The 12,261-nt window shown below is 67.8% G+C and carries 10 protein-coding genes and 1 tRNA gene; 3 read left to right on the forward strand and 8 right to left on the reverse strand.

Annotation, left to right across the window (positions count from 1 at the left end):
* The first annotated feature begins 10 nt into the window (after positions 1-10).
* Positions 11-2,023 (forward strand): S9 family peptidase, encoded by a 2,013-nt coding sequence (locus ABIE04_RS04110; RefSeq protein ID WP_354547287.1) that lies wholly within the window; start codon positions 11-13, stop codon positions 2,021-2,023.
* Between the two features lie 51 nt (positions 2,024-2,074).
* On the opposite strand, the gene ychF is transcribed toward ABIE04_RS04110, so the two are convergent.
* From ychF to ABIE04_RS04150, 8 genes are all read right to left on the reverse strand, one after another.
* Positions 2,075-3,163 (reverse strand): redox-regulated ATPase YchF, encoded by a 1,089-nt coding sequence (gene ychF, locus ABIE04_RS04115; RefSeq protein WP_354547289.1) that lies wholly within the window; start codon positions 3,161-3,163, stop codon positions 2,075-2,077.
* Positions 3,164-3,221: 58 nt separating this feature from the next.
* Positions 3,222-3,800 carry an aminoacyl-tRNA hydrolase gene (gene pth / locus ABIE04_RS04120; RefSeq protein ID WP_354547290.1) on the reverse strand — a complete coding sequence of 193 codons (579 nt, stop codon included), beginning with the start codon at positions 3,798-3,800 and terminating at the stop codon, positions 3,222-3,224.
* 54 nt (positions 3,801-3,854) lie between these two features.
* Entirely contained in the window at positions 3,855-4,523 is a 669-nt protein-coding gene (locus tag ABIE04_RS04125; protein WP_354547291.1) for a 50S ribosomal protein L25/general stress protein Ctc, read from the reverse strand.
* Positions 4,524-4,636: 113 nt separating this feature from the next.
* On the reverse strand, positions 4,637-5,578 hold the full coding sequence (locus tag ABIE04_RS04130) for a ribose-phosphate diphosphokinase (RefSeq protein WP_214556646.1): 942 nt from the start codon (positions 5,576-5,578) through the stop codon (positions 4,637-4,639).
* A gap of 51 nt (positions 5,579-5,629) precedes the next feature.
* Positions 5,630-5,706 (reverse strand) — tRNA-Gln (locus ABIE04_RS04135).
* Between the two features lie 48 nt (positions 5,707-5,754).
* Positions 5,755-7,137 carry a 4-(cytidine 5'-diphospho)-2-C-methyl-D-erythritol kinase gene (gene ispE, locus ABIE04_RS04140; protein WP_354547292.1) on the reverse strand — a complete coding sequence of 461 codons (1,383 nt, stop codon included), beginning with the start codon at positions 7,135-7,137 and terminating at the stop codon, positions 5,755-5,757.
* Positions 7,138-7,208: 71 nt separating this feature from the next.
* Positions 7,209-7,817, reverse strand: a complete 609-nt coding sequence (gene lolB, locus ABIE04_RS04145; RefSeq protein WP_354547293.1) for a lipoprotein insertase outer membrane protein LolB — start codon at positions 7,815-7,817, stop codon at positions 7,209-7,211.
* The gene (locus ABIE04_RS04150) at positions 7,814-9,565 is read right to left on the reverse strand and encodes a tetratricopeptide repeat protein (protein ID WP_354547295.1); all 1,752 of its coding nucleotides are present in this window, start codon (positions 9,563-9,565) and stop codon (positions 7,814-7,816) included. The genes lolB and ABIE04_RS04150 overlap by 4 nt, the downstream gene beginning before the upstream one ends.
* Before the next feature lie 96 nt (positions 9,566-9,661).
* Between ABIE04_RS04150 and hemA the strand changes: the two genes are divergently transcribed.
* Both hemA and prfA read left to right on the forward strand, forming a co-directional pair.
* Positions 9,662-10,939, forward strand: a complete 1,278-nt coding sequence (hemA, locus tag ABIE04_RS04155) for a glutamyl-tRNA reductase (protein WP_354547297.1) — start codon at positions 9,662-9,664, stop codon at positions 10,937-10,939.
* 94 nt (positions 10,940-11,033) lie between these two features.
* Complete coding sequence (gene prfA / locus ABIE04_RS04160; RefSeq protein WP_354547300.1) at positions 11,034-12,113, forward strand: peptide chain release factor 1; 1,080 nt, start codon at positions 11,034-11,036, stop codon at positions 12,111-12,113.
* Positions 12,114-12,261: the final 148 nt, after the last annotated feature.

The following is a 12,261-nucleotide window of genomic DNA, read 5'->3' on the forward strand; positions in this document are numbered from 1 at the left end:
GCGGACGCCCATGAAATCCGTACGCTTCGCCATTCTCTGGATCGCGTGTTTGCTGGCGTGTCCCTCGGGAGAGGCGGCGGCGACGCGCGCTTTCCAGTTGAGCGATCTGCAGAAGATCGTCTCCCTCGGCGATCCGCAGATTTCCCCGGACGGGAAGGAAATCGCCGTGGTCGTGTCCACACCGGATTGGAGTACGGATAAAGCCATAAAAAAGATCGACCTGGTGGCTGTGGCGAACGGTACGCGCCGCACCCTCGTCAGTCATCGCGACAACCTGTCCTCGCCGCGCTGGTCACCCGACGGCGCGCGCCTGGCGTTCCTCGCGAAAGACCCCCGAACCAGGAAAACCCAGGTCTTCATCATGCCGATGAAGGGCGGCGGGGCACGGCGTGCAACCGACAACGGGCAAGGCGTGGGCGACTACGCCTGGAGTCCCGACGGGAAGAGCATCGCGTTCATCGCACAGGACCCGCCGCTCCACGCGGAAGCCATCAAGGCGCACAACAAGGTGTTCCGGATCACCCATGGTCATTTCCTGCTGGACAAGGAGGTCGCGCCCTGGCAGTTGTGGGTGGCACCGGCCTCGGGCGGGAAAGCCAGGCAGCTGACCCGCGGCGCCTTCAGCCTCGGCACCGATCACGGAGGCGCGACAACGCCCATCTGGAGCCGCGACGGCAAGCGCGTCGCGTTCACGCAATTTCCGGACGTGCATTGGGCGTCGTCGTTTCGTTCCGTCATCGGCGAAGTGGACGTCGCGAGCGGCGACATGCGGACACTGGTTTCCGCGCCAGGCTCGGACCATGTCGAATTCGCGCCAGCGGGCGACGCCCATGCGTTCTCGCGCCCGCGTGGCGGCGACCAGAACAACGGCGACGCCGTGTATGTGAACGTGGACGGCAAAGCCTACGACGCGACGGCGGCGCTGGCCCGCCACTTCGGCAACTACGCCTGGATGCCGGACGGCCGGACACTGATCACCGCTGGCGGGCTGGGCACGCATACGGTGCTCTGGAAGCAACCGCTATCGGGGAAAGCCACGCTGCTCGATCTCGGCGATGTGGAAGCCAACAACGGCCTGGGCATCACGACGAGCAGCAGTACGACCAGCATGAGCGTTTCCAGAACGGGCGCCATCGCCTTTATCGGCACCACGGCAAATCACCCCTGTGAGCTGTACGTTCTGGATTCCATCGATGCCAGGCCACGCCGGCTCACCGACGTGAACGCCTTCACGGACAGTCTCGACCTGGGCCGTACCGAATCCATCGAATGGATGGGCCCGGACGGCTTTCGCGAAGATGGCGTACTGGTCTACCCGGTCGGTTACCAGCAAGGCCGCAAATACCCGCTGGTACTCGTGATCCACGGCGGCCCCCCGATTTCCTCCAACGCGGGTTTCCAGCAGCTGGCGCAACTGTTCGCGGCCGCCGGCTTCCTGGTGTTCCAGCCGAACTACCGCGGCAGCACCAATCTGGGCGACGCGTACCAGCATGCCATTTACCGCAACACGGGCGACGGTCCGGGCAAGGACGTGATGGCGGGACTCGCCGCCGTGGAGAAGCTCGGCATGGTGGACGAGAGCCGCATCGGCGTGAGCGGGTGGTCGTATGGCGGCTTCATGACCGCATGGCTCACCAGCCATTACGACGTATGGAAAGCCGCCGTCGCCGGCGCGCCGCTCACCGACTGGCTGATGGACTACAGCATCTCCTACTACCAGGAGGCCGACGCCCATCTCTTCGGCTCATCGCCCTGGACGAATGCCGGCTGGGACATCTGGCGTGCGCAGTCACCGATCACGTACGTGCGCAACGTCAAGGCCCCCACCCTGATCCTGGGCGACGTGATGGATTCGAACGTGCCGCTGGTGAATGCCGAGGAGTGGTACCACGGGCTGCGCGACAACGGCGTCACCGTCGAGTTCTACGCCTATCCCGAAACATCGCATCTACCCCACGACATCGTGCAGATCAGCGACGTCTACCGCCGGTGGGTGGGGTGGATGGAGAAATACCTCAAGTGACGGACGCCCCGCCTCGTCGCGAGGATCAGGGATCTGCGGTGCCGCCGGTCGTCAGACGTTGAACAGGAAGTGCAGCACGTCGCCGTCCTTGACGATGTACTCCTTGCCTTCCTTGCGCAACCGGCCCGCCGCTGCGGCACCGGCCTCGCCTTTGTACTGGATGAAGTCGTCGTAGCCGACCGTCTCGGCGCGGATGAAGCCGCGCTCGAAGTCGGTATGGATCACCCCGGCGGCCTGCGGCGCGGTGGCGCCGCGCTTCACCTGCCACGCGCGCACTTCCTTCACGCCGGCGGTGAAATAGGTCTGCAGGTCGAGCAGCTTGTAGCCGGCGCGGATCACCCGGTTCAGGCCCGGCTCGTCCAGGCCCATGTCCTTGAGAAACTCGTCGCGATCGGCCTCGTCGAGCTGCGCCAGCTCCTCCTCGATCGCCGCGCACACCGGCACCACCTCGGCACCCTCGGTGACGGCGCGCTCGCGCACGGCGTCGAGCAACGGGTTGTTCTCGAAGCCGTCGTCGGCCACGTTGGCGATGTACATCAGCGGCTTCAGGGTGAGCAGGAACAGGTCGCGCACCAGCGCCTTCTCTTCCTCGTCCAGGCCCAGGCTGCGTGCCGACCTGCCCTCGTTGAGGCCGGCGGAGAGCTTCTGCAACACCGGCTTGCGCGCCATGGCCTCCTTGTCGTTCGCCTTGGCCGCGCGCTCGGCACGGTTCAGCGCCTTGTCCACCGACTCCAGGTCGGCCAGCGCCAGCTCGGTGTCGATGGTGTCGATGTCGGAGATCGGGTCGACCTTGCCGGCGACGTGGATCACGTCGCCCTCGAAGCAGCGCACCACGTGGGCGATCGCGTCCACCTCGCGGATGTGCGCCAGGAACTTGTTGCCCAGGCCTTCGCCCTTCGACGCGCCGGCGACCAGGCCGGCGATGTCGACGAACTCCACCGCGGTCGGCACCACCTTCTGCGGATTGACGATCTCCGACAACGCGTTCAGCCGCGGATCCGGCACCGGCACCACGCCCACGTTCGGCTCGATCGTGCAGAACGGGAAGTTCGCCGCGGCGATGCCGGCCTTGGTCAGCGCGTTGAACAGGGTGGACTTGCCGACGTTGGGCAGTCCGACGATGCCGCATTTGATGCCCATGGGAGGGTAGGACTCCTGAAAATTGTTGGAACTTGCATCGGGGGAACCTGGAGAAGCGTCAGGTCGGCGTATGCAGCAGCTGCATCGCCTTGTCGAACTGGCCGTCCACCGCCAGCGGCAACACGTCCAGCGCACGGGCCACGCCGTCGAGGATCGCATCCTCGTCCGTGGCCGAAGGCCGGCCCAGCACCCATGGCGTGACCTGGTCGCGGTGGCCGGGATGACCGATGCCCACGCGCAGGCGATGGAACTTGCCGTGGCCGAGGTGGGCCATGATGTCGCGCAGGCCGTTCTGGCCGCCGTGGCCGCCGTCGAACTTCAGGCGCACGGTGCCGGGCGGCAGGTCCAAGTCGTCATGCGCGACCAGGCATTGCTCCGGCTCGATCTTGTAGTAGCGCAGCGCCGAGACCACGGCGATGCCGCTCTTGTTCATGAAGGTGGCCGGCTTCAACAGCCAGACCGGTTCGCCGCCGAGGCGCACGCGGCAGGCTTCGCCGTGCAGCTTGCCGTCGAAGGCGAAGCGCTCGCCCTGCCCGCTGGCGAGGGCATCAACTAGCCAGAACCCGGCGTTGTGCCGGGTTCGGAGGTATTCGGCACCGGGATTGCCCAGCCCGACGATGAGTCGCAAACCAGCCATGCGGACAAGCAGCAGTGACGCTCCGCGCTCCAATGGAGCGCGGAGCGGCGCGGCTTACTTCTTGTCGTCCTTCTTGGCCGGCGCGGCGGCGGCAGGAGCCGCAGCCGGCGCAGCCTCGTCGGCCGGCGCTTCCTCGGCTTCTTCCTGCACGGTGTTGGCCGTGACCACCGCAATGTCGTGGCCTTCGCCGCCATGCGCCGCGACCAGCTCGACGTTCTTCGGCAGCTTCAGCTGCGACAGATGGATGATGTCGCCGGGCTTCAGGTCGGCCAGATCCAGTTCGATCGCCTCGGGCAGGTCCTTCGGCAGGCAGGTGATTTCCACTTCGGTCAGGTTGTGCGAGATCACCACGCCGGAGGTTTTCGCGGCCGCGGACTTTTCCTTGTTCAGGAAGTGCAGCGGCACGCTGACACGGATCGCTTCCTTCTCGTTCACGCGCAGGAAATCCATGTGCATCATCAGCTGCTTGAACGGGTGCTTCTGCCAGTCGCGCACCAGCACCTTCTGCACCTTGCCGTCGACGTTCAGGTCGAGCACCGAGGAGAAGAACCACTCGTTCTTGGCAGCGAGCAGGATGGTGTTGTGTTCGATCTGGATGCTCTGCGGAGCCTGATCGCCGCCGTACACGACGGCCGGCACGAAGCTCGCATGACGCAGGCGGCGGCTCGCACCTTTCCCCTCGTCCTTGCGGCTCTGCGCCTTGATTTCATGAGTCTTGGACATTTCGTTGCTACCTTGGTTTTTTAAGAACCGCCTCGCGGCAGTTGCATGACTTTTCCGCGACCAGAAAAGCCGGTGGTGCCAGGCGGCCGAGCCGCCATGGCGAAATCAGTGGATCAATCCACGTACAGCGAGCTCACCGACTCGCCAAAGGCGATGCGGCGAATGGTTTCGGCCAGCAGCTCGGCGACCGAGAGCTGGCGGATCTTGGCGCAGGCCTGCACTTCCGGGCGCAGCGGCAAGGTGTTGGTGACCACCAGCTGGTCGAGCTGGGAGCCTTCGATGTTGCTGATCGCCGCACCCGACAGCACCGGGTGCACGCAGTAGGCAACCACCTTGCGGGCGCCACGCTCCTTCAGTGCCGCTGCCGCCGCACACAGCGTGCCGGCGGTGTCGACGATGTCGTCGACCATCACGCAGGTCTTGCCGTCCACGTCGCCGATGATGTTCATCACGGTGGACACGTTCGCGCGCGGCCGGCGCTTGTCGATGATCGCCAGGTCGGCGTCGTCCAGCCGCTTGGCGATCGCGCGTGCGCGCACCACGCCGCCCACGTCCGGGCTGACCACGATCAGGTCGTCCATGCTGTGGCTGCGCCAGATGTCGGCCAGCAGCACCGGCGAGGCGTATACGTTGTCGACCGGAATGTCGAAGAAACCCTGGATCTGGTCGGCATGCAGGTCCACCGTCAGCACCCGGTCGACGCCGGCGGCGCCGATCATGCTGGCCGCCAGCTTGGCGGTGATCGGCACCCGCGCCGAGCGCGGCCGGCGATCCTGCCGGGCATAGCCGAAATACGGGATCACCGCGGTGACGCTGGCCGCCGAGGCGCGCTTCAGCGCATCGGTCAGCGCCAGCAGCTCGAACAGGTTGACCGCGCTCGGCGCGCCGGTCGGCTGCAGCACGAACACTTCCTGCTTGCGGACGTTCTCCTCGATCTCGATCTGCACTTCGCCGTCGCTGAACGTGCCGACCAGGGCCTTGCCCAGCGGCACACCCAGGCGATGGGCGACATCCTCGGCCAGGGCACGATGTGCGTTACCGGTAAACAGCATCATCGGGGTGGACGTGTCCACAGTGGTTACCTCGAAAACTTGGCCATCATGAAATGGCTGGGGCGGCAGGATTCGAACCTGCGAATGCGGGAATCAAAATCCCGTGCCTTAACCAGCTTGGCGACGCCCCAGTGATATTTGTGTCTCTGCTCGTGCCTGATCCGTCTCTGCCGCCGCCGTCACGTCGCGCCCCGGTGGCGCGCCGATGCCTCATGCAAGGGCGACACGTCGACACCCGTGGCGAGATGCGCCGTGAACGCCGCCGGACATTGCCGAGCCACCGCTTGCGCCCGCTCCAGCGAACGCAGTTCCAGGAACACGCAACCACCGCTGCCGGAAAGCCGCGCCTGACCGAAGCCGCCCAGCCAGTCCAGCGCCGCGGCTACCCGCGGGTGCCGCGCGCGCACCACCGGTGCAAAGGCATTTTCTGTCGTTTCGCCGGAAGCAAAGGATGAAATTGTCGCCCGCGGGGCATTTCGTGTCAATTCAGGCGCTTGAAAAAGCGCGGCGGTCGGCACCGGCTCGTGCGGGTCGAGCACCACGTAATGGCGCGGCGGCAGGGCCAGCGGAGTGAGCTGCTCGCCCACGCCTTCGGCCCACGCCGAACGGCCGCGCACGAATACCGGCACGTCGGCACCGAGCTGGCGCCCCAGTTCCGCCAGCGCATCCTCGTCCAGGCCCAGCTGCCACAGCTGGTTCAACCCCACCAGCACGGTCGCCGCGTCGGAACTGCCACCGCCCAGCCCGCCGCCCATCGGGATGCGCTTGTCCACGTCGATGTCGGCGCCCACCGGCGTGCCAGCCCGTTCCTGCAACAGCCGCGCCGCCCGCACCGCCAGGTCGGCGGACTCGGGCACGCCCGACACCTCGCGCGTGCGCCGGATCGCGCTGTCGTCGCGCACCCGCAGGCGCACCTCGTCGCCCCAGTCGAGCAGGCGGAACACCGTCTGCAGCTCGTGATAGCCGTCCGCCCGCCGCCCGGTGATGCGCAGGAACAGGTTCAGCTTGGCCGGCGCCGGCCACACCGTCCATTCGCCGGGCGCAGGCGGCGGCAACGGCCGGCTCATGAACACGCGCAGATCGTCGGGGAAGCCGTTCTCGCGATCGCGCTGGCGCGCAAACGCAAACGACGGATCGTCCTTGTCGACCATGGCAAAACCGTGTTTCGCGTAGAACGGCGCATTCCATGGCACATCGGCCAGCGTGCCCAGGTCCATCCGCCGGTAGCCGGCCGCACGCGCCCATGTGCAGGCGTGCTCCACCAGGGCGGCACCGATGCCGCGCCGGCCGTACTCCGGCAGCACGTCGATCTCGGCGATGCCGATCGCGCCGCCGGCCAGGTCCGTATCCAGCCAGACGAAACCGACCGGCCCGCCCGCGCCGTCCAGCGCCACCCATACCAGGCCGCGGCCGATCGCCTGGCGCAGCAGTTCCGGCGGGATCGACACGGCCGCATAGCTGGGCCACGCCGGATGCCCGCGGAACAGCTGCACGGCCTCGCGCTCGATCGCGCACAAGGCCTCGACCTGGCTGGGGTCGGCACGTTCGATCAGGAAGGACATGCGGGTTCCGGAATTCGCAAAGCGGCCGCGCGGCCAAGGGAGGGCGCAAAGCCTACCCCAATCGGGCGGGCTTACTGAAACTGCCAGGACTCGATCGACAGCTTCACCTTGTACGGCGCTTTCGCGGCGAACACCTTCGTTGGCAGTGGCGGCTGGCGCGCGTCGTCCCATTCGCGGTAGTCGACCGCCCAGCCATCCTGCTGCAGCAGCGAGGGCAACCGGTTCTCGCCGAAGCTCAGTTCGGCCGGACCGCTGTCCGCGCGCAGGCCGAGCACCCAGGCACGCAGGTCGCGCAGCGGCACTTCCCAGCCGAGTGCCTTGCGCATCAGCGCCTCGGCATCGGGGCCACGCAACGGGCCGTGCGCCATGCCTTCCAGCAGGGCGCCGTCCGGACCGCCGCTGAGGCGGAAGTTCATGCCGCTGATCGCCGGCCCGCGCAGCACGAACTCGTACTGCTCGCCGTTCTGGGTCCAGCTGAAGCTGCCGCTGCCGCCGTCCTTGCCGTTGGAAACGCCGAGCCGGCCCTGCAGCACCCAATGGTCGGCCTGCGCCAGCGCCCGTTCACGCGCGAGCTGCGCGCCGAGCAGGCCGGCGTCGCCCTTCATGCGTACCGCCTGCGGCACGCAGGCGGCAAGCAGCAACGGCAGGGCGATCGCGAGGAGACGCAGCCGCCGCCTCATGGATGCAACCGCTTCAGGGTTTCCTGCAACGCGACGTTGTGCGGGTCGAGCTTGCGCACTTCGTCGAAGACCCGCTGCGCATCCTGTTGATGCCCCTGCTTCCACAGCACCTCGCCCAGGTGCACGCCGACGTCGGCATCCTTGCGCGCCAGCCAGGCGTTGCGCAGGGTCTGCGCCGCCTGCTCCAGGTTGCCTTTGCGGTACTGCAGCCAACCCCACGAATCGGCGATCGCCGGGTCGTCCGGTTTCGCGGCGCGGGCGGCGCGGATCAGTCGCTCGGCCTCGGGCAGGTCGCGGTTCGCGTCGGCCAGGGTGTAGCCCAGCGCGTTGCTGGCATCGACATCGCCCGGTTTGATCTTCAGCAGATGCTGGAAATCCTGCACCGCCTGGTCGATCTGGCCGGCCTCGGCATAGGCCAGGCCGCGGCCGTACAGCAACCCCGGATCGTCCGGCACGACCTGCAGCGCGCGGCTGAACGCGGCCTCGGCCTTCGCATAGTTCTGCTCGCGCAGGTACAGCTCGGCGTCGGCCTGCCAGGCCTGGCGCAACTGCGCGGGCTGGTCGAGATAGGCCAGCTGCAGCTGCCCCAGCAATTCATGCGCATCGGCGCGCTTGCCCTGCGCATGCAGGATCATCGCACTGCGCAGGTCGGCGTCGAACGCATGCTCGTCGGCGTCGCCCACCTGGTCATACCAGGCCAGCGCCTCGGCCTCGCGATGCTGCATCTCGGCCAGCTGGCCGAGCAGGTAGGCGCTGCTTTCGCGAACCTCGGGCGGCGCCTTCTGCAACTCCTGGTACAGCGAGGCCAGCGCCTTGTCGTCCCGCTCATGCGCGGCCAACCCGGCACGCATGGCATAGATGTCGGCGTTCTGCGGGCCATGCGCCAGCAGCCTGCTGGCGCCGGCGTAGTCGCCGGCCTGGCTGAGCATGCCGGCGTAGGCCAGACGCAGTTGGGCATTCTGCGGGTCCTTCGCCAGCGCCTTCTGCAGCAGCGCGCGGGCACCGTCGTGGTCACCGTCCTTGAACTTCATCTGCGCCGCCCAGGCATAGGTCTCGGCGCTCTTGAAGTGCCGCATCGCGGCGTCGGCGATCTGCACGGCATAGGCATGCCGGCCGAACTGATCGCCCAGCTCGCTCATCGCCAGCCACGCGTGGGCATCGCCGGGCAGGCGCTGCGGCGTGGCCAGTGCCTCCAGCAGACGGGCCGCCTGGGCCTGGTCGCGGGCACCCACCAGCACGCGGCCGAACTGGCGCCAGGCGTCCTTGTCGCCGCTGCCGATCAAGAGTTCCAGCTGGCGTCGCGCCTCGGTGGCATCGCCGCGGTCCAGCGCCAGCTGCGCCCGCGCCTGGGCCATCGCGGCGGGCTTGGCGCCCAGCGCCTGCCAGCGATCCAGCGCACGCTGGGCGGCGGCGCCGTCATGCACGGCGATCGCCAGCCCGGCGGCACGCTCGGCCACCTGCGGATCGTTGCTCAAGGCCATCGCCTTGTCGTAATGGCCGGACGCAGCCTTCAGGTCGGTGCGGGTCAGCGCCATCTCGCCGGCCAGCAACTGCGCCAGCACGTCGTGGTCGGCATCCGGCGTGACCACCGTCAACCGCGCCAGCGGTTGCGGCGAAGCGGACGTTTTCGAGGCGGAACGCAGTGGCGCGCCGGCACAGGCGACCAGACCCAGCGCCAGCGTCGTTACTGCCGTAAAATGCCGCAGTTGCTTGAACTTGCCCGCACCGCTCCGCACACTACTCTCCATTCACATGCCCGTTCTGGTCGCGCGAGTCACCATCTGACGTTGCGCCAAGCTTAGCCTACGCCGCCGAATCCCTGCCGCCGAGATGTTCCCGCCACCATGCCGCTGATCGCCCTCGGGCTCAATCACCTCACCGCGCCGGTCAGCCTGCGCGAACAGGTGGCGTTCGATGCGGACGCCGCGGGCGAGGCCCTGCACGAACTGGCCCGCGAACCCGGCGTGGAGGAGGCGATGATCCTGTCCACCTGCAATCGCACCGAGCTGTACGTCGGCGTCGCGGCAGGTGCGGAGGACATCCCGCAGGCATGGTTGAATCGTCACCACCATCTGACCCCCGGCAAGCTGGATGAGTTCCTGTACCGGCACGACGAGGACGAGGCCGTGCGTCACATGTTCCGCGTCGCCACCGGGCTGGACTCGATGGTGCTGGGCGAGCCGCAGATCCTCGGCCAGGTGAAGGACGCCTACCAGCTCGCGCGCGATGCGCAGTCGCTGAAGGCGCCGATGGACCGCCTGCTGCAGCACACCTTCGCGGTGGCCAAGCGGGTGCGCACGGACACCCGCATCGGCGCGCACACGGTATCGGTCGCGTTCACCGCGGTGCGCCTGGCCGAGCAGGTGTTCACCGACCTGAAGCATGCCTGCGTACTGCTGATCGGCGCCGGCGACACCATCGAACTGGCCGCGCGGCACCTCGCCGAGAAACAGGTGCGCCGGCTGATCGTGGCCAACCGCACGCCGGAAACCGCGCAGGAACTGGCCGGCCGCCACGGCGGCTACGCGATCGCGCTGGCCGACCTGCCGCAGCACCTGGCCGAAGCCGACATCGTGATTTCCTCCACCGCCGCGCGGCAGCCGATCGTGACCCGCGCGATGGTCGAGCAGGCGATGGCCGCGCGCAAACGCAAGCCGATGTTCATGGTCGACATCGCGGTGCCGCGCGACATCGAGGCCGGCGTGGGCGAGCTGCCCGACGTCTACCTCTACGGCATCGACGACTTGCGCCAGGTGATCGACGACAACCTGCGCTCGCGCGCCGCCGCGGCGCACGAGGCCGAGGCGATCATCGACCTGCAGGTGGAGCGCTACATGGCCTGGCGCCGCGCGCTGACCCTGAAGAATCCGGCCGTCGACATGCGCCAGCATGCCGAGGTCTATCGCGACGAAGTGCTGGGCAAGGCCCGCGCGATGCTGGCCCACGGCAAGTCGCCCGACGAGGCGCTGGCCTTCCTCGCCAACACGCTTACCAACAAGCTGCTGCACCACCCCAGCGCGCGCCTGCGCGAAGCCGCGCTGAGCGGCGATCTCGACCTGCTGCACGCCGCCGGCCGGCTGTACGGGCTGGACGAAGAAGAGGCTGGGACGCGAGGCGAGTAGCGAGTGCGGCTGGCTGCCGCTCGTCGTGTCCCGGTCACCGCGGTGAAGCCGCTCCTGCTTTGCCACTCATCTCTCGCCACGTGTCTCCCATCCCATGACTCCTTCGATCCGCCGCAAGCTCGAGGCACTGGCCGAGCGCCATGAGGAAATCGGCCTGCTGCTGTCGCAGCCCGAGGTGCTCGCCGACAACACGCGCTTCCGCGAGTTGTCGCAGGAATACGCCCAGCTCGAACCGGTCGCCGCCTCGCTGCGCGAGCACGACCAGGCCGAGCGCGAGCTGGCCGAAACCCGCGCGATGCTGGACGACCCCGAGCTGCGCGAGATGGCGGTCGACGACGTGCGCCGGCTGGAGCGGCGCCTGCTCGACCTCGACGACGAACTGCAGCTCCTGCTGCTGCCGAAGGACCCGCGCGACGAGGCCAACCTGTACCTCGAAGTGCGCGCCGGCACCGGCGGCGACGAGGCGGCGATCTTCGCCGGCGACCTGTTCCGCATGTACCTGCGCTACGCCGAGAACCGCCGCTGGCACGTCGAGGTGCTCAGCGAACACGCCGGCGAGCATGGCGGCTACAAGGAGATCGTGGCCCGCGTCGAGGGCAAGGGCGCGTACTCGCGGCTGAAGTTCGAATCCGGCACGCATCGCGTGCAGCGCGTGCCGGAAACCGAGTCGCAGGGGCGCATCCACACTTCGGCCGCGACCGTGGCGATCCTGCCGGAACTCGACGAGATCGACGAGATCGAGATCAACCCGGCCGACCTCAAGGTCGACACCTTCCGCGCCTCCGGCGCCGGCGGTCAGCACGTCAACAAGACCGACTCGGCGATCCGCATCACCCACCTGCCCACCGGCACCGTGGTGGAGTGCCAGGAAGAGCGCAGCCAGCACAAGAACCGCGCCCGCGCGATGAGCCTGCTCAGGGCGCGCCTGCTCGACGAGGCGCAGGGCAAGCAGAACGCGGCGCAGGCGCAGGAGCGCCGCCTGCAGGTCGGCTCCGGCGACCGCAGCCAACGCATCCGCACCTACAACTACCCGCAGGGCCGGATCACCGACCACCGCATCAACCTCACCCTGTACCGCCTGCCCGAGATCATGCAAGGCGACCTGGGCGAACTGATCGACACGCTGACCCGCGAACACCAGGCCGACCTGCTGCAGGCGCTCGGCACGGCCTGACAACACCGTCACGGCAGGCTGGATTACCCTGCGGCCACCCCTCCCCTTGTCGTCATTCCGGCGAAGGCCGGAATCGCATTTCGGCTTTCACACATCGCAAGAGCGATTCCGGCCTTCGCCGGAATGACGAGGTGGCGAGGTTTGAGGT

Source organism: Rhodanobacter soli (genome assembly GCF_040548735.1).
Classification (GTDB): Bacteria; Pseudomonadota; Gammaproteobacteria; order Xanthomonadales; family Rhodanobacteraceae; genus Rhodanobacter; species Rhodanobacter soli_A.

Bases quoted from the DNA above. Each gene is read 5' to 3' on its own strand.
- ABIE04_RS04110 (WP_354547287.1), top strand. From the start codon at position 11: ATGAAATCCGTACGCTTCGCCATTCTCTGGATCGCGTGTTTGCTGGCG.
- ychF (WP_354547289.1), bottom strand. From the start codon at position 3,163: ATGGGCATCAAATGCGGCATCGTCGGACTGCCCAACGTCGGCAAGTCC.
- pth (WP_354547290.1), bottom strand. From the start codon at position 3,800: ATGGCTGGTTTGCGACTCATCGTCGGGCTGGGCAATCCCGGTGCCGAA.
- ABIE04_RS04125 (WP_354547291.1), bottom strand. From the start codon at position 4,523: ATGTCCAAGACTCATGAAATCAAGGCGCAGAGCCGCAAGGACGAGGGG.
- ABIE04_RS04130 (WP_214556646.1), bottom strand. From the start codon at position 5,578: ATGATGCTGTTTACCGGTAACGCACATCGTGCCCTGGCCGAGGATGTC.
- ispE (WP_354547292.1), bottom strand. From the start codon at position 7,137: ATGTCCTTCCTGATCGAACGTGCCGACCCCAGCCAGGTCGAGGCCTTG.
- lolB (WP_354547293.1), bottom strand. From the start codon at position 7,817: ATGAGGCGGCGGCTGCGTCTCCTCGCGATCGCCCTGCCGTTGCTGCTT.
- ABIE04_RS04150 (WP_354547295.1), bottom strand. From the start codon at position 9,565: ATGGAGAGTAGTGTGCGGAGCGGTGCGGGCAAGTTCAAGCAACTGCGG.
- hemA (WP_354547297.1), top strand. From the start codon at position 9,662: ATGCCGCTGATCGCCCTCGGGCTCAATCACCTCACCGCGCCGGTCAGC.
- prfA (WP_354547300.1), top strand. From the start codon at position 11,034: ATGACTCCTTCGATCCGCCGCAAGCTCGAGGCACTGGCCGAGCGCCAT.